The sequence below is a fragment of the Vibrio genomosp. F10 str. 9ZD137 genome (genome assembly GCF_049974785.1).
GTDB lineage: Bacteria > Pseudomonadota > Gammaproteobacteria > Enterobacterales > Vibrionaceae > Vibrio.
Genome location: NZ_JBNGCJ010000201.1, coordinates 1 through 15,687, shown reverse-complemented (window position 1 = coordinate 15,687; position 15,687 = coordinate 1). Strand labels below are relative to the sequence as shown.

Below are 15,687 nucleotides of genomic sequence, written 5' to 3'. Positions count from 1 at the left end.
TCTATGTCGCATACATTAGGGTATGGCTTGGCGTCTTTGCTGGCGGTGACCTCAACACTGTCACCCAGCTACCCTATCGCCATTTGCGTGATGCTCTCTTTCTCTATCGTGATCATTTCTCGATTGAAAAAAACGATTCAACCCAACGCGAATTAGAGCGTCGACTTTATTCTGTTAGGTACGTTAGGAACTCTTTTATTCTCAATAGCTCTCGGGCAGTCGGAACACAGTTTCCGCCCTGCACATTTGTAAACTAGACAACAACTGGTTCGAACAAACTTCAATTCATTGGTGGCAGGGTCAATGCTTAAAGACTGAGTCAGTTGTTCAGGAAGGCCACATGCAGAAAGCCATAATTTCGCTTGCTCAAACAGGTAATGATACGTCAGTTCAGGCGCGTACTTTTTCAGCTTTACAATGCAGCGTAGTATTCCATCGGCTAACAGATGGTGGGTAAATCCCGGTCTAATTCTCGTCCACTCACTCATTTCATTTCGGTAATGCTCAAACAACGTTTGTAGATCTTGGCCTGCTAACGCTATCAATGCACTTTGGTCACCATGAGTATGATCAGACGTTTCAAATTGGTAGCCAGCAACAAAGTCATTCTGAACAAATTGAGCGATACGCTTAAGATCTGGCAGTGCCTGACAAGCATAAACAGAGACAAACGAAAGATACAGTGGCTGCCAACACAGTAAATCCCATGTTCGCGTTAACCAGTACGCCTTGCCCGCTTCAGGCGAATTTTTCGCGATGCTTTCATAGAGATCTTGAATAAGCAGACTGCTGTTGTGATCAAAATGAATAATGCCGTGTTGTTGTGGGTTGTTGGGTAGCGATTCTAATTTTCCAGCAAGGTAAGGCGTTATCTGCTTAGAAAATTCAAACAATTGATTCATGAAAAAATCTTGAGGCATAAAAAGAAGTCAATATAACGAAGAAGTACCTAGAGTAAATATAACCCACCCCAAATGCAATTGATTATCATTACGTTTGGGGTGGCAAATATCAGATATGGGCAGCCCCATCGTTCAAAAGAGCAATACTTACGTATCTTTCCGAGCTAAACGATGGTGATCATTTATTTGACCACCCGCTATGCCTGTTACCCACTACTCTAGAGGTCTAAACCTGCTTTAAAAGATATATTCACACCATATTACTTATCGTTCTGCTTCTTTTACCACCTCAGTTTCTTCATTGGCTTCAGCAAGCCAACGTTTCACTGCAGAGCTGTTCAGTACTTTAATTTGGTATTGTTTAGCCTGGGCAGATAACTCAACACCATACGACTGAAAACGGAGGGCGAGAGGAGCATACATCGCATCGGCAATGGACCACTCACCGAACAGCCACCCACCAGGGTAACACGCCATTTGAGCTGACCATAACTGCTCAACCCGAGCTATCTCATTTATCGCTTCAGGACTCAGTTCCACTTTTCTATTTGCTCGGCAATTCATCGGTAGCTCACTACGTAAACTCATGAACCCCGAATGCATTTCAGCAGAAATGGCACGAGCTTGAGCTCTCAAATATCTATCTTCAGGCCACGCTTTCCCTTCGAGAAAAGCTTCATTCACATATTCCAAAATAGCGAGAGAATCCCAAATGGACACCCCATTGTCTATCAGCACAGGGACTTTACCTGCAGGAGTCACACCACTCAGTTTTTGATAGAATTCTTCGGTGTAAAGTTTGAGTTTCGAGACTTCAATATTTACATCGTATTGAGCAAATATAAGCCATGCACGTAATGACCAGCTTGAATAATTTTGGTTACCGATAATGAGTTTCATCTAGGCCTCCTGCCTGTTCCTTTGATTAGAAAACTCAGCTTAGGGGATTGTTTTCTGAATAACTAACGGATAGTTTCGATACAACCTATTTATTAAACCGATGGATAAACGTTCAACATGGACTTTGATGCTCTAAAGAGTTTTCTCGCCTTTGGCGACACTGGCAGCTTTACTCGAGCGGCTAAACAGATTAACCGTACTCAATCCGCTTTTAGCGCTCAAATGCGAAAACTGGAAGATGAGCTCAGTGTTAAGTTGTTCGAAAAAGAAGGACGAAACCTCGTATTAAGTGAAGCAGGGCTCGCCCTTAGAGCTCATGCAGAGCATTTAGTCAACATGCATAATACCGCACTTAAACAAGTGAAACGCTACAAAAACAAACACCCACTTCGCCTTGGGTGTCCAGAAGATTACAACGACAGTATTCTGCCAAAAGTGATTCGTTTACTTCAAGAGTCTGAACCGACTTGTTCCATACAAGTGTTCAGTCAGCCCAGTTTAACGTTAAGAGAATGGCTTGATGACGGAAAGCTGGATGCCGCGATTCTCACTCGGTTAGCCGAGAGCGAAGAAGGGTATTGGCTTGCACGAGATCAAGGGGTTTGGATTTCACATCACGACTTTTCTATCGACGACACTAAACCTATCCCGTTGGCACTGTTTCAATCAGACTGCAATTACCACGCAGCGGCGGTCGAGGGGTTAATAAAACGAGGAACTGCCTATCAATTGCTGGCTTGCTGCAATACGGCATCCGCTCAACGCGCTATTGTTAGGGAAAGAATGGGGATAGGAGCGATGGGTAAGATAAGCGTGTCCAATGACCTTAAGATTCTAGACGATATGCCTCCGTTGCCATCCGTGGACATTGTGTTGGTATCAGCCGCTTCTTTTCATCCCCTACTTGATAACATTGCGCTACAAAAGATCAGTAAGGCGTTCAAGAATCTCATTTAGGCCTTTCTAGCTCTTCGCTTACTTGACTACAGATCTGAGTAAAGACTTGAGTAAAGACGCCAAAAACAACAAAGGCCTGACAACTTAAAAAGTCGTCAGGCCTTATAGAATATGGCACGCCCTAGAGGATTCGAACCTCTGACCACATCCTTAGAAGGGACGTGCTCTATCCAGCTGAGCTAAGGGCGCGCTACAGGAAAGAATTATACGAATAGAAATGAGTAAAGCAATGGGTTTATTCCACTTTGTTGGTTAAGTGTTTAAAAAAGAGTCATGCGGCTATAAAAACCACAATTCGCGCTAGACGCAAACGTTTGCTTATGGATGTTAACCGTAAATTCTGCGACAATAGTTTTATAAGAATTGACTATCAGAATGAAGGAACGTCATGACTGCTCAAAATATCGACGGAACACTTATCTCTCAAACCGTTCGCTCAGAAGTTTCAGCCCGTGTAAAAGCACGAGTGAACGCCGGTTTAAGGGCTCCAGGGCTTGCTGTAGTGCTCGTGGGTGAAGACCCGGCTTCTCAGGTTTATGTAGGTAGCAAACGACGCGCCTGTGAAGAAGTTGGGTTTGTGTCTAAGTCTTACGACCTGCCACCGACGGCCTCTGAAAGTGAATTGCTTGCACTGGTTGAACAGCTAAACAATGATCCTGAAATCGATGGCATTCTGGTTCAACTGCCTCTTCCTGCAGGAATCGATGCGACCCATGTTCTTGAAAGCATCATTCCTGAAAAAGACGTCGATGGTTTCCACCCATACAACGTCGGTCGCTTGGCTCAGCGTATTCCTAAACTACGCTCATGCACACCAAAAGGTATTATCACGCTTCTCGATCGTTACAATATCGATCTTCGCGGTAAACATGCCGTTGTTGTTGGAGCATCAAACATTGTCGGCAGACCGATGACATTAGAGCTTTTGTTGGCAGGTTGTACGACAACGACTTGTCATCGCTTTACGAAAGATCTTGAAGGGCATGTACGTCAAGCTGATGTTGTCGTCGTGGCGGTGGGTAAACCCAACTTTGTTCCTGGTGCCTGGATTAAGAAAGGCGCGATTGTGGTTGATGTCGGTATTAACCGCTTAGAGTCGGGCAAGCTTGTTGGCGATGTGGAATATGATGCCGCAAAAGAAAACGCTAGCTACATCACTCCAGTACCCGGTGGAGTCGGCCCTATGACCGTTGCCAGCCTTATTGAAAATACGATGATTGCTTGTGAACAATTCCATACTGAAAAGTAAGCTCAGAGCTATTTAGATATATTCGCTGTTTAGAGATATAAACTATCTAGAGAAATGAACGATAGAAGCAGGGCTCGATAACAAGAAGCTCTATGCAATAAAAAGGCTCCTTCATAGGAGCCTTTTGTGTTTGACGTGCTTTTAATACGTAATACGGTCTGCTAAGTGGCTCACTGCGAGCGCAAAGTAGTAAGATCGGTTCCACTTCATGAGAACGTTGTAATTGTTGTAGACCAGATAAGTACGGCCTTTGTAGTCATCAGGCATAATTAGCCATGCTTTAATATCGGTATCGAGCTTGGGTAATGGGCTACCGTCATATCGGGTGATGCCTAGTTCACTCCATTGCTGGATGTACTTGCCTTTATCGGCAGTTCGGCCTTGCAACTGAATATCCACCGATTCTGGCACCTGAACTTGACGCCCCCAGGTGTAGGTATCATCCCAACCCGATTGGCTTAAGTAATTGGCTGTTGATGCGAACACATCAGCCTTTGTGTTCCAGATATCTTTCTTTCCATCACCATTGCCGTCTGCAGCAAAAGCCAAAAAGGAGCTTGGCATAAACTGACACTGACCCATCGCACCCGCCCAAGAACCTTTCATCGCTTCAGGGGTTATGTGGCCTTCATCTAAAATGGTTAATGCCGCCATTGCCTCTTTACGAAAGAACGCTTCTCTGCGCCCTTCGTACGCCAGTGTGGTTAATGCATCAATGACACTGTAATTACCGGTAAATTTACCGAAGTTACTTTCAACGCCCCACAAAGCAACAATGTACTGTGGCTGCACACCATACTCATCACCAATACGCTTGAGATCGGCATAGTGCTTGTTGTATAAGTCTTTCGCCTGTTTCACTTTCCAATCAGGAACCGCTCTTGGAATGTATTCGTCAAGCGTGAGTTTCTTCTCTGGTTGGTTTCTATCAGCCGTCACAGCTCGAGGCTTGAAAGTAACCTTTTCAAAAGCGCGAGTGACCATGTCAGGCGAAATGCCCTGCTCTATCGCTTCTTCCTTTAACTTCTCAACGTATTGTTCAAAACTCAGTTCATTGGCTATTGCCGAGCATGACAAACCTAAACCTAGTAATACTGATAGAATTTTTTTCAAACTGCCCTCCTTGAGCAATCTTCGCACTATTTTTGTTGTGCTTTTTGTTCTTTATATTTATCGAGCAAATTCTCTTGGGGTGGTGGCAGTTGCAAGAAAAAGCCTTCGTCATCCAACGATTTTTGCACCTTTTCTCTGTTCCCTTGAGCCAGTTTATGCTTATCCAGTTTTATCACCATCACAAATATAGGTTTACCGAACATTTGCATCAAGGTGTCAGGAACTTGTGAAAAATCATCCTTCTTCGGGATGTACAGGTAAGTCCCTTCTTTCTTAGAACTTTTATATATAGAACAAAGCATAAGTCGCCTTTTGATTAAATGTTGAGTCATTCATTTAAATAACGTTAGAGTTTTGAAAATTAACCGCAACAGCACTTGCCGTCACAAGTCATGAAATATAACATGAGACCCTCAGCTTCAGGCAATGCCGTTTCAGTAAAGGCAGAAAAATATAATGTCCAATACTCCCGATTTAAAAGGCAGCAGCTTCACTTTGTCAGTGTTACATCTTTCTGATAACGAAGTCACTAAAACAGTTACATTTCTTAAAGAAAAAGTGTCGCAAGCCCCTGCTTTCTTCACCTCTGCTCCCGTTGTTATCAATATTGCGAAAGTAGAAGGGGATATCGATTTCACCACATTAAAAATGGGCATTGAAGAGGTTGGAATGATTCCAGTAGGGATCACTGGCAGTAAAGATAAGCGACTTCAAAACCTAGCAACAGACGCTGGGTTTGCGGTTATGTCCGCGACCAATACACGAGCTCAAGCTCCCGCGCAGATGGCTCCGCCCACTGTGATTCGTACACCTGTACGCTCAGGGCAACAGGTGTATGCAAAGGATGGCGACTTAGTCATTTTAAACCACGTAAGTGCGGGTGCAGAAGTTATCGCCGATGGTTCTATTCATATTCATGGAACACTTCGTGGGCGCGCCATTGCCGGTGCGAATGGGCAACAACAAGCAAGAATATTTTGCAACGATTTACAAGCTGAACTGGTGTCGATTTCAGGGAACTACTGGTTGAGCGATAAGATTGAAGAGACGTTTTGGCAGAAGAAAGTCATGATCAGCATGGATAATGATTCACTGACGCTTGAAACACTCACACTATAATTAAAAAGGAAAAACCATGGCTCGCATTATTGTTGTCACGTCAGGTAAAGGTGGCGTAGGTAAAACGACTTCAAGTTCCGCCATCGCATCAGGGCTGGCACTCAAAGGACAAAAAACCGCTGTTATTGACTTTGATATTGGTTTAAGAAATCTTGATTTGATCATGGGCTGTGAACGCCGTGTCGTTTATGACTTTGTTAATGTGATCAACGGTGAAGCGACATTAAATCAAGCGTTAATCAAGGATAAAAGAGCTGAAAATCTGTTCATTTTACCTGCATCACAAACTCGTGATAAAGATGCTTTAACCAAAGAAGGTGTGCGCCGAGTCTTCGATCAGTTAGATGAAATGGGGTTTGATTTCATTATTTGTGACTCACCAGCAGGTATTGAGCAAGGCGCTCTCATGGCGCTGTATTTTGCCGATGAAGCCATTGTTACCACGAACCCAGAGGTGTCTTCGGTTCGAGATTCTGACCGTATTCTTGGTATCTTGGATTCTAAATCACGTCGTGCAGAAGAAGGCTTGCCACCGGTTAAGCAGCACTTATTACTCACTCGTTACAATCCAGCGCGTGTTACATTGGGCGAAATGCTCAGCGTGGAAGATGTGGAAGAAATTCTGCACATTCCACTTCTTGGGGTTATCCCTGAGAGCCAAGCCGTTCTCAATGCGTCGAACAAAGGTGTCCCTGTGATTTTTGATGAAGAGTCAGATGCAGGCTGTGCTTATAACGATACAGTAGAGCGCTTACTCGGCGAACAAGTGGAATTCCGCTTTATAGTCGAGGAAAAGAAAGGAATCTTTAAGCGACTATTCGGAGGTTAAGCACATGTCATTGTTAGAATTTTTCCGCCCTCAAAAAAAGAACTCGGCCAATCTAGCCAAAGAGCGCTTACAAATTATTGTGGCCGAACGACGTAGCCACAACGATCCTTCGCCTTCTTACTTACCACAATTAAAAGAAGATATTCTTAAGGTGATTGCAAAGTACGTAGAAGTCGATCCTTCAATGGTTGAGTTAAGCTTTGAGCATAAAGATGACGACATCTCAGTACTTGAGCTGAATGTAAAACTTCCAGATGAAGAAAAATAATAGGTAGATCAGTTACTTACTTGCTTGGCTACTTAGCTACTTAGCTACTTAGTAAATGAGCCACTTGGTCCGTTATTGTTTCAATGCAGCTGTGTCGTGTTTATGAGCCTCTTTTGTTAGAGGCTTTTGTTTATGTATTTTCCGAAACGCCCCCCCTCGACAGGTTGAATAGACAAAAAAGCCGCTGAGTGGGTCACATTCGTATTCTTAATGTGGTCCACTCAGCGGCTTGATCTATTATTTTTGAGAACGAACTTTACTCCATCCCTTCACCGACTTGCTGCACAAGGTAGGAGCTGGTTGGCTTAATGGTATCGACAAGTGCCCGGACTCGTTCAATAGACTCAACCACATAACTGTTCTTTCTATAATTCATATAAATAGGACGAGACCACTCATCTGTATCTGCGACTCGGTATAACTGCTCAGCCTCAAGGAACGGCTCTGCCAAAGACAACGGTAAATAGGCGCATCCACCTTTCTCTAAAATAAAGTCGAGGGCGATTCTACCTGTCGATGTTCTAAGATATGGGGCTGGGATATTGGGGTGTCTGTCAGCGTGTTCGAAAGTAAAACGAGTCCCCCAGTCAACATACACGTATTTATTACTAAAGGCGCTCTCAGCCGATGACGGTTCTGTCGAGACCAAAATCAGGGTCAGCTCTGCTATTTGATGATGACAGAATTCCTCTAATTTAAATGGGTCAAAAGAAAACGCGATATCTAGAGAATGCTCTAGTAAATTTCTATGCAGTTGCTCACGGCCTAAAGATTCCGCCGAAAAGCCATAACCATCCAATGAGCCGGTTAATACACTTAAGCCATTTTGTAAGTACGCATCCCAGATATTGGGGGTCCCACCAATGAGCAACTGTTTGGTTTTATTGCTCTCAAGTGACAGTTCAAAACTGGCTTGCTTTAAGGTGGAAACCATCGTTTCAGCATAACCCAGCAAACGCTGGCCCGCAGAAGTCAGTTGGATGTTGTTGCGATGACGAATAAACAGTTTAACGTCAAAATATTCTTCAAGCTGTTTAATTCGTGCACTTACTGCCGCCTGAGTGATATATAGGTTTTCAGAAGCTCGTCCAAAATGTTTTTCTTTCGCAACTTCTAAAAAGGTCTGAAATACTTTCACATCCATAGTTTGTTCACACTTAAAATAAAAGAATTGTACGGCACGACCACCTATTTAACTGGGGGTGTAAACGGCCAGAAAATCATAAAAATTTTTTATCTATTCGACAAAAACAATTCGTTTTCATCATTAACTTCAATATCCTATTCTTCAATTGAAGTTAATAGGCGCTTAAATGACAGCGTGTCTTTTAAGCCTCTTTCCATCATTATTTGTTGCTTTCTGAGGTCTCTATGACTGACATTCAATTTCGCCACGGTAAAAAACGGTTTTTCGACATGGTTAAGTTTCCCAGAGGGTTTGCCAAGTCAGGTGATTTTACTTTACTTGAAAACGAACTCTTAATGACGTTTGGTGAAACTATGCTAGCGCTTGAAAGTGGTGAATTACTGCCTGAAAACGCAGACGAAAAACACTTTTTAAAGGTTCTTAAACACCCAGCAAAAGCGAAAACCAAACTCGAACATGTATGGCTAAAATACATTCGATTGGCTAGGGATCGAAAATCTTTTCACACCCTTAATAGCCGTAGCAATTTTCAAATGTCAGCGATGGAGACTGATTATTCAATGGATGATGAGGCACTCGACGTCGCCTAACATTTCCTCTCATTAATCTTTCTACTGCCTGCACCATAAAGCCCGTCTAATGCGCTTAACGTTCCATTGCCCCCACTTTGGAACGTTAACTGCCTTACTGCTTATCTGCTTATTTATTTACTTATTTACTTATTTATTTACTAAGTGATACTGCTTTTCGCTACATCGAGATCTGTTGATACAAACGACTTACGCTACTTAACCAATTTGTTGAGGTTTTCGCCCATCAATTCAAGTCGCCAACCTTGCATCACATCCGGTAATCTACTCGGATCCCGGTCATTTTTCCATACCCAACTCAGCAGCTGATTCAACTGCTTTTTAGACGCTAAGAATTCAGTGGCCAGCCCAGATTGAGTCGATGTTTTTTTGACTTCATCTTTTAAATGTTTAAATAGCTGCTTGTATCCGGGATGGTCCATTAAACGATCGATAGGCGCTGGATATTCATCTTCCGGTGTTTGCTGTGCTGATTTAACCATACTCACTAAACGCGCCCCATGGCGACGTACCGAGCGAAAATCGATCCCTTCTTGCTCCATCTGCTGCATACTGGTTATTGCATCGCGGGCAACCAACAATAAGTCGGTTTCTTTAAAGACAAAGTTTAACGCCAAATCTCGTTTCTTTGCTTCTTTATAACGCCATGTGGCTAGCGGTTTTAAGATGGCAAGCTGCTTCGGTTTCAACTGCCACGCCCCTTTGATATCTCGATAAACGTTATTGCTATCAATGTCTTTAATTCGTTTGCTCACCAGATGTGCAGACTCTTCTAACGCTGCATCCCACCAACCAGCATGCATGGTTTTTTCTTGAAGCTTTTCATACAGAGGGAAGAGATAAAAAACATCAGCGGCCGCGTATTCAAGCTGCTTAACACTCAATGGTCGCGCCATCCAATCCGTGCGTGACTCACTTTTATCCAATTCAACACCAATATACTCACTAACAAGACTTGCAAACCCAGTAGACAAACCATGACCCAAGAATGCCGCCATAATCTGTGTATCGACCATTGGAAAAGGCGTGCAACCAAAAGCGTTCTGGAACACCTCAAGGTCTTCACCGCAAGCGTGCAGAACTTTAAGTACAGAAGTATCTTTCAACAAGGCAACGAATGGTGACATGTCATCGAAAACCGTAGGATCGATCAGAGACAACTGCTCTCCATCGAACAACTGGATTAAGCCCAATAAAGGGTAAAAAGTTCGAACTCTCACGAACTCTGTATCAAGCATCACAACATCAGACTGCTGTGCTTGTTGGCAGACACGCTCTAAATCGGACGGTTGGGTAATGATTTGATAGTTCACAAAGTACTCGCTAATGTTTTTGTAGAGGCAATAAAAATGCCGACAATAATGTCGGCATTCTAACACTATTCCCAATTAAGTTTCTGACAAGTTGTCGCCAGGGCTATGGGTTATTACGCACTTTCTCTTTGCGCTAATTGAGCATCATTTTCTTCGCGTAAAACACGGCGCAGTATTTTGCCGACGTTCGTTTTCGGTAGTTCTTCTTTAAACTCAACCAACTTAGGGACTTTATAGCCTGTCAGCTGTTCACGACAGTGAGCGATCACTTCTTCTTTGGTTAAGCTAGGATCACGCTTCACTACATAGATTTTCACTATTTCGCCTGATACTTCATGCTCTTGGCCTATCGCCGCCACTTCTAACACCTTGCCATGAGACGCGACAACATCTTCAATCTCATTTGGATAGACGTTAAAACCAGACACCAAAATCATGTCTTTCTTTCGGTCAACAATATGTAGGAAGCCTTGATCGTCAAACTTAACGATGTCGCCGGTTGATAACCAACCTTCAGCGTTAATCACCTCTTTGGTTGCTTCAGGGCGCTGCCAGTAGCCTTGCATAACCTGAGGGCCTCGAACTTGCAGCTCCCCAACGTCAGTGTTTGACAACAGTTTGCCTTCGTCGTCCACAATACGAACTTCCGTCGATGGTACTGGTAGACCAATAGAACCGTTGTACTCAGTGAGATCATAAGGGTATGCTGCAACCAGTGGTGCACATTCTGTCAGGCCGTAACCTTCCAGTAAGTAACAACCGGATATCTTCTTCCATTTTTCGGCCACGACACGTTGAACCGCCATGCCGCCACCCACAGACAATCGCAAATTACTGAAATCGAGCTCATTAAAGTCTTCATTATTGACTAACGCATTGAATAATGTGTTTACGCCTGTGATCGCAGTAAATTGATATTTCTGCAGCTCTTTAATAAAGCCCGGAATATCTCTAGGATTGGTGATAAGAAGGTTACTTCCACCAATTTCTAAAAACAGCAAACAGTTCACAGTGAGCGCAAAAATATGGTAAAGCGGTAGCGCAGTCACAACCAGTTCACGACCGTCTGCCAATACAGGGCCATACGCGCCTTTCGCCTGCATGACATTGGCAATCATATTGCGATGGGTCAAAATCGCCCCTTTGGCAACACCCGTCGTACCACCCGTGTATTGCAAGAACGCGATATCTTCACCCGACATATGAGGCTTCACGTATTGAAGTCTGCGCCCTTTGTGAAGCGCTTGACGCATAGAAATAGCACCCGGCAAATTGTATTTCGGTACCATGCCTTTTACGTACTTCACCACAAAATCAACAATGGTCCCTTTTGCGCGAGGGAGCATTTGACCCAAACTGGTCAATACCACATGCTTTACCGGTGTTTTATCGACAACCTGCTCTAAGGTATTCGCAAAGTTAGAGACGATCACGATGGCTTTTGCGTCTGCATCAATGAGCTGATGTTCGAGCTCTCGTGGGGTGTAAAGTGGGTTCACATTGACGGCAATCATCCCTGCTCTCAACACACCAAATAGCGCGACTGGATATTGAAGCAGGTTTGGCATCATCAGTGCGACACGATCGCCTTTTTTTAGCTTAAGTTCATTTTGTAGGTACGCCGAAAAAGCACGGCTACGTTCTTCAAGTTTGCGGAATGTCATCACCGAGCCCATGTTCATAAAGGCGGGTTGATCGGCAAACTTTTGCACCGACTGTTCAAACATCTCAACGAGAGATGCGTACTGATCAGGGTTAATGTTTTCTGGTACGTCTGTTGGGTAGCGTGTGAGCCAAGGTTTTTCCACGGTATTGTTCCTCATTATCGGCAAGCTGATTGACCGTTATTATTATTCGTCTATTACAGCACAGCCAAAGCACTTGAGCACGTAACACTCAAACACTTGTTTAAATTTTGTTAAGCAAACCAAATATTAGAGCGGTGACACTAGAAGGCGACTGTAAATGACAGTGATGTGCGCCATCTATGATCTCAACACTCACTTCAGTCATTGCCTCAACGTCGTCCAACAGATTCGAAATACGCGGGAAGTCCTTTAAATGGGCATATCCTTGATCCCCCAAAATAACCAATTGAGGGCAATGAATCTTCTGAATCACGGCGGCTGCATGTTCCAATGACATACGATATAACGAGTCACTTTGTAATCGGCTATCGTGTCGCCAATGCCACACTCCCTGGTGGCAAATCATTCCGCGTTCAACCACGGGTCTGATTAAGCGGCTATCAAGCCCATTTAGGGTTGCCCGACGCATGGTCATCTCTTCTAGGTTACTGGTCGTTCTTTTGGGTTTGCGTCTAAGTCTTTGTCGGCTTAGCACGCCTTGACGTAATCGTTCAACGCTTTTGTCGGCAGATTCGGCAAGAGGGCCAAAGCCTTCAATCTGAACTAATCCTGCAACGTGTTCAGGAAACGCGGCACTATAGCAACTTGCTATCAATGCACCAAGTGAATGTCCCACCAACACCAACCTGTTTGATGACAAAGTAGTCAATATCTGGTGAAGATCGTCGATGTAGTCATGAAATGGGTAAAAATTGCCCGCTCCCTTATGGCTAGAAAAACCATGCCCGGGAAGATCAATGGCGCAAAGATGCAGTCCTTGATCAAGATTTGCTAGCATAGGTAGGATAGAACTAAAACTGGCCGCGTTATCAAGCCAACCATGAACAAATACGAGGGTGGTATGCGCAGTTTCGGCGCACCCAAACTCCAAAGTGGCGATCTCTCCGTCGGCAATATTGATTGTATTGTGGCGCATAGTTAAACCCTAAACGAATAGTTAAACCCTAAACGAACAGAGTGAATCCGCTTCTATTAATTCCAATCGACGTTATCTAACTTCTTGGATCACTCTTCCGTGACGAGGAGAAAATTCCACCTGACGACAATGAAGGCCGAGGCATGAATATGGGGAAATCCTCACTTCATCAATGACGACTCTTTCTTGAATTTTCCATAAATGATGCCCAGTGACACTCATAATCGGTACGACTTGTTCAAATTCACCCACCATGATTTTTTCGTTGCTATCACTTTGCCCTAAAACGGTAATCAGCTGGCCCTTTTGATACGCCAACGGCTCTACAAAACCATCGATATATCCAACAAACCGACCGTTAGGCGCTTGATTAATATCTGGCTTTCCTGATGAGTTAATCGGTAAGTTCACCACTTCAATACGTGTTTTATTCACCAGGTTCGTGGTGCTCGCAATAACGCCGCCAAGACGTACAAACTGACCTGTTTGAGGTTCGGCATTCATCCAAACGGAGTAGTCTGAAATGACCACTTCCTCAGGAGCAGTGCTAAGAGATTCAGGCAACGTTGAGCACGCACTCAACAATAACATGGTCACAAAGATGATAACCACTCTTACTCTTGGTAACAATACAGAGAACGACACAGAGAACGAGCTTAGGAAAGATCTTGAGAATAGTAGATTCATAGTGAGCTCTTTAATGAAGAGAGAAAATAACGTTAGATATAGATATCGACACCAAGTAGCTTGGCAAGTTCATCTCGCTTGGATTGAGTCATCACTGATAAGTATTCTTGCATGGCTTTTCGACTTTGCCCCTCGGGTAAATCGTATTGAACCTGGGCGCGATGGATGTCTGATTCGTTGACATGACGAATTGAATTTGCAACGGCATTCGCGACCTGAGTAGGTTGACCAACCGATGTGGTGACTTGCCCTTTTTTTACCTCGTTTTTCTTGTTCGTCTTGTTCGTTTTAGTACTGCCCGGGACAATCGAAGGAGGCAAACCATTTATCGATACCATACTTTTCCTTTTTAAAGGCTAGCACGCTAGCCTTATCTCGGTTGTTGACTGACGAGTGTTTATTCTCTGCCCGGTAGCTTCTTCCATGTGACTTTATCACGCAGGTAAACGGGGCTTGCATTCTCAGCGTCTACCGTATTGCCATTGTTCCATTCAATCTGAGCCAGATAAGCGATATCAACCGCTTCAGGATACAACACCACACCTTTTTCATTATCTCGCTCCAAAGGCAACGCTTGCAATGCTTCTTCATAGGCATCCCAACCCGTACCCGCTGCATGCCAAATGGCATCATCACTTTTCACCTGTTTGACCAATTCATCCGGTGCAATCACACATTCGGCATCGGTTTCTAGCCAAGTGCCGTTTTCTTGACGGCTGTATCGCCCCCAATACACTTCACTCATTCGAGCATCAATCGCACAAGCAACCTTGCTATAACCATATTTCCGGTAACTGCCTTGCGCCATCGCCGCTAAGGTTGAAATACCAATCATCGGTAAATCCGCACCAAATGCTAAACCCTGTGCAATACCAATGCCAATACGTACTCCGGTAAAGCTACCTGGCCCTCTGCCGAAAGCAAGCGCATCGACATCTCCTAGGGTAAGGCCTGCTTCTTTTAATACGTCATCAACCATAGGTAAAATTTTCTTGGTATGGTCTCTAGGCGCCACTTCACTTCTTGCGAATACGCGTTCGCCAACAATAAGGGCAACAGAACAGTTTTCGGTTGCGGTATCTAAAGCAAGAATTTTCACACTCATTGATGTCTCTATCTATTTAATTAATGTCACTAGCTTTGTTATTCATATCACTAGGTGTTGGTTGGTCAAGCCCTCGTAAAAAAGCTTGAACACTGTCTAAATCCCGCGTTCTAGGAATTGGCGGTAAGCTGGCTAAAAACAGCCTGCCATACTCTTTGGTTACTAAGCGATTGTCACAGATAATCAACGCACCATGGTCTTTTTTATCTCGTATCAAACGCCCGACGCCCTGCTTCAAAGTAATAACCGCATCTGGCAGTTGGACTTGTGCAAAAGGATCGCCCCCTTTCTCGCGACAATCTTCAATACGTGCTTTTAATAATGGGTCATCAGGGGCCGTAAAGGGTAATTTGTCGATGATAACACAGCTTAATGCGTCTCCTCTAACATCTATCCCCTCCCAAAATGCCCCCGTTGCAACCAGTAATGCATTACCCAATTCCATAAATTCGGCTAACGTTTTTTGCTTGCTGGTTTCACCTTGAAGCAACACTGGCACACTTAATGTTTCTCTGAATCGTTCTCCAAGCTCTCTCATCATGCTGTGTGAGGTACACAAGAAAAAGCAGCGACCTTGATTCTCTTCAATCACAGGCCCAAGCACTTCAACCAGTTTATCGGCCATCCCTGGGCTATTGGGCTCAGGCAAGTAGCGAGGCACACAGAGCTTAGCTTGGGTTTGGTAATCGAACGGACTTGGCAAGGCCAGTTTTTGTTTAGGCTC

The 15,687-nt window shown here is 44.1% G+C and carries 18 protein-coding genes, 1 tRNA gene and 1 pseudogene; 7 read left to right on the top strand and 13 right to left on the bottom strand.

What is annotated here, in order from left to right; genetic code table 11:
- Window positions 1-156: pseudogene (locus ACP45E_RS02735) on the top strand (MFS transporter); the annotation flags it as partial.
- On the opposite strand, the gene ACP45E_RS02730 reads toward ACP45E_RS02735, so the two are convergent.
- Together ACP45E_RS02730 and ACP45E_RS02725 are read right to left on the bottom strand one after the other, a co-directional pair.
- The gene (locus ACP45E_RS02730) at window positions 153-920 is read right to left on the bottom strand and encodes a siderophore ferric iron reductase (protein WP_017036926.1); all 768 of its coding nucleotides are present in this window, start codon (window positions 918-920) and stop codon (window positions 153-155) included. The pseudogene ACP45E_RS02735 and the gene ACP45E_RS02730 overlap by 4 nt on opposite strands.
- 246 nt (window positions 921-1,166) lie before the next feature.
- Window positions 1,167-1,802 carry a glutathione S-transferase family protein gene (locus ACP45E_RS02725; protein ID WP_017033979.1) on the bottom strand — a complete coding sequence of 212 codons (636 nt, stop codon included), beginning with the start codon at window positions 1,800-1,802 and terminating at the stop codon, window positions 1,167-1,169.
- Window positions 1,803-1,919: 117 nt separating this feature from the next.
- Between ACP45E_RS02725 and ACP45E_RS02720 the strand changes: the two genes are divergently transcribed.
- The gene (locus ACP45E_RS02720; protein ID WP_017033980.1) at window positions 1,920-2,759 is read left to right on the top strand and encodes a LysR family transcriptional regulator; all 840 of its coding nucleotides are present in this window, start codon (window positions 1,920-1,922) and stop codon (window positions 2,757-2,759) included.
- A 112-nt stretch (window positions 2,760-2,871) separates the two neighbouring features.
- Here the strand turns inward: ACP45E_RS02720 and ACP45E_RS02715 are convergent.
- Window positions 2,872-2,948, bottom strand: a tRNA-Arg gene (locus tag ACP45E_RS02715).
- A 199-nt stretch (window positions 2,949-3,147) separates the two neighbouring features.
- On the opposite strand from ACP45E_RS02715, the gene folD reads away from it, so the two are divergent.
- Complete coding sequence (gene folD, locus ACP45E_RS02710) at window positions 3,148-4,008, top strand: bifunctional methylenetetrahydrofolate dehydrogenase/methenyltetrahydrofolate cyclohydrolase FolD (protein WP_017033981.1); 861 nt, start codon at window positions 3,148-3,150, stop codon at window positions 4,006-4,008.
- Window positions 4,009-4,149: 141 nt separating this feature from the next.
- Here folD and ACP45E_RS02705 read toward each other — a convergent pair whose 3' ends face one another.
- Window positions 4,150-5,121, bottom strand: a complete 972-nt coding sequence (locus ACP45E_RS02705) for a lytic murein transglycosylase (RefSeq protein ID WP_017033982.1) — start codon at window positions 5,119-5,121, stop codon at window positions 4,150-4,152.
- A gap of 26 nt (window positions 5,122-5,147) precedes the next feature.
- Window positions 5,148-5,423, bottom strand: a complete 276-nt coding sequence (locus tag ACP45E_RS02700) for a YcgL domain-containing protein (RefSeq protein ID WP_017036927.1) — start codon at window positions 5,421-5,423, stop codon at window positions 5,148-5,150.
- 154 nt (window positions 5,424-5,577) lie between these two features.
- Between ACP45E_RS02700 and minC the strand changes: the two genes are divergently transcribed.
- Genes minC through minE form a run of 3 tightly spaced genes read left to right on the top strand, consistent with a single transcriptional unit; the run spans window position 5,578 to window position 7,337 of the window.
- On the top strand, window positions 5,578-6,240 hold the full coding sequence (minC, locus tag ACP45E_RS02695) for a septum site-determining protein MinC (RefSeq protein ID WP_017033984.1): 663 nt from the start codon (window positions 5,578-5,580) through the stop codon (window positions 6,238-6,240).
- 16 nt (window positions 6,241-6,256) lie between these two features.
- Window positions 6,257-7,069: a septum site-determining protein MinD gene (gene minD / locus ACP45E_RS02690; RefSeq protein WP_017033985.1), complete on the top strand. Its 813-nt coding sequence runs from the start codon at window positions 6,257-6,259 to the stop codon at window positions 7,067-7,069.
- 4 nt (window positions 7,070-7,073) lie between these two features.
- A complete protein-coding gene (minE, locus tag ACP45E_RS02685) occupies window positions 7,074-7,337 on the top strand; it encodes a cell division topological specificity factor MinE (protein ID WP_017033986.1) in 264 nt (87 codons plus the stop codon).
- Between the two features lie 256 nt (window positions 7,338-7,593).
- On the opposite strand, the gene ACP45E_RS02680 is transcribed toward minE, so the two are convergent.
- On the bottom strand, window positions 7,594-8,481 hold the full coding sequence (locus ACP45E_RS02680; RefSeq protein WP_017033988.1) for a LysR family transcriptional regulator: 888 nt from the start codon (window positions 8,479-8,481) through the stop codon (window positions 7,594-7,596).
- 227 nt (window positions 8,482-8,708) lie between these two features.
- Here ACP45E_RS02680 and ACP45E_RS02675 point away from each other — a divergent pair, with 227 nt between their 5' ends.
- Window positions 8,709-9,074, top strand: a complete 366-nt coding sequence (locus tag ACP45E_RS02675; protein ID WP_017036928.1) for a DUF413 domain-containing protein — start codon at window positions 8,709-8,711, stop codon at window positions 9,072-9,074.
- 194 nt (window positions 9,075-9,268) lie between these two features.
- Here ACP45E_RS02675 and rnd read toward each other — a convergent pair whose 3' ends face one another.
- The 7 genes from rnd to ACP45E_RS02640 form a co-directional block, all read right to left on the bottom strand.
- Window positions 9,269-10,387 carry a ribonuclease D gene (rnd, locus tag ACP45E_RS02670; RefSeq protein WP_017036929.1) on the bottom strand — a complete coding sequence of 373 codons (1,119 nt, stop codon included), beginning with the start codon at window positions 10,385-10,387 and terminating at the stop codon, window positions 9,269-9,271.
- 113 nt (window positions 10,388-10,500) lie between these two features.
- A complete protein-coding gene (fadD, locus tag ACP45E_RS02665) occupies window positions 10,501-12,195 on the bottom strand; it encodes a long-chain-fatty-acid--CoA ligase FadD (RefSeq protein ID WP_017033991.1) in 1,695 nt (564 codons plus the stop codon).
- 100 nt (window positions 12,196-12,295) lie between these two features.
- On the bottom strand, window positions 12,296-13,171 hold the full coding sequence (locus tag ACP45E_RS02660; RefSeq protein WP_017036930.1) for an alpha/beta fold hydrolase: 876 nt from the start codon (window positions 13,169-13,171) through the stop codon (window positions 12,296-12,298).
- A 72-nt stretch (window positions 13,172-13,243) separates the two neighbouring features.
- On the bottom strand, window positions 13,244-13,858 hold the full coding sequence (locus tag ACP45E_RS02655; protein WP_347229968.1) for a Slp family lipoprotein: 615 nt from the start codon (window positions 13,856-13,858) through the stop codon (window positions 13,244-13,246).
- Between the two features lie 32 nt (window positions 13,859-13,890).
- On the bottom strand, window positions 13,891-14,196 hold the full coding sequence (locus ACP45E_RS02650) for a hypothetical protein (RefSeq protein ID WP_017033994.1): 306 nt from the start codon (window positions 14,194-14,196) through the stop codon (window positions 13,891-13,893).
- A gap of 59 nt (window positions 14,197-14,255) precedes the next feature.
- Complete coding sequence (tsaB, locus tag ACP45E_RS02645; RefSeq protein WP_017033995.1) at window positions 14,256-14,963, bottom strand: tRNA (adenosine(37)-N6)-threonylcarbamoyltransferase complex dimerization subunit type 1 TsaB; 708 nt, start codon at window positions 14,961-14,963, stop codon at window positions 14,256-14,258.
- Window positions 14,964-14,979: 16 nt separating this feature from the next.
- On the bottom strand, window positions 14,980-15,687 hold a 708-nt coding region (locus tag ACP45E_RS02640), incomplete at its 5' end, for an ATP-dependent DNA helicase (RefSeq protein ID WP_141707198.1).

Bases quoted from the DNA above. Each gene is read 5' to 3' on its own strand.
- ACP45E_RS02660 (WP_017036930.1), bottom strand. From the start codon at position 13,171: ATGCGCCACAATACAATCAATATTGCCGACGGAGAGATCGCCACTTTG.
- minD (WP_017033985.1), top strand. From the start codon at position 6,257: ATGGCTCGCATTATTGTTGTCACGTCAGGTAAAGGTGGCGTAGGTAAA.
- minE (WP_017033986.1), top strand. From the start codon at position 7,074: ATGTCATTGTTAGAATTTTTCCGCCCTCAAAAAAAGAACTCGGCCAAT.
- ACP45E_RS02655 (WP_347229968.1), bottom strand. From the start codon at position 13,858: ATGAATCTACTATTCTCAAGATCTTTCCTAAGCTCGTTCTCTGTGTCG.
- ACP45E_RS02725 (WP_017033979.1), bottom strand. From the start codon at position 1,802: ATGAAACTCATTATCGGTAACCAAAATTATTCAAGCTGGTCATTACGT.
- ACP45E_RS02680 (WP_017033988.1), bottom strand. From the start codon at position 8,481: ATGGATGTGAAAGTATTTCAGACCTTTTTAGAAGTTGCGAAAGAAAAA.
- ACP45E_RS02675 (WP_017036928.1), top strand. From the start codon at position 8,709: ATGACTGACATTCAATTTCGCCACGGTAAAAAACGGTTTTTCGACATG.
- ACP45E_RS02730 (WP_017036926.1), bottom strand. From the start codon at position 920: ATGCCTCAAGATTTTTTCATGAATCAATTGTTTGAATTTTCTAAGCAG.
- minC (WP_017033984.1), top strand. From the start codon at position 5,578: ATGTCCAATACTCCCGATTTAAAAGGCAGCAGCTTCACTTTGTCAGTG.
- ACP45E_RS02720 (WP_017033980.1), top strand. From the start codon at position 1,920: ATGGACTTTGATGCTCTAAAGAGTTTTCTCGCCTTTGGCGACACTGGC.
- ACP45E_RS02650 (WP_017033994.1), bottom strand. From the start codon at position 14,196: ATGGTATCGATAAATGGTTTGCCTCCTTCGATTGTCCCGGGCAGTACT.
- tsaB (WP_017033995.1), bottom strand. From the start codon at position 14,963: ATGAGTGTGAAAATTCTTGCTTTAGATACCGCAACCGAAAACTGTTCT.
- ACP45E_RS02700 (WP_017036927.1), bottom strand. From the start codon at position 5,423: ATGCTTTGTTCTATATATAAAAGTTCTAAGAAAGAAGGGACTTACCTG.
- folD (WP_017033981.1), top strand. From the start codon at position 3,148: ATGACTGCTCAAAATATCGACGGAACACTTATCTCTCAAACCGTTCGC.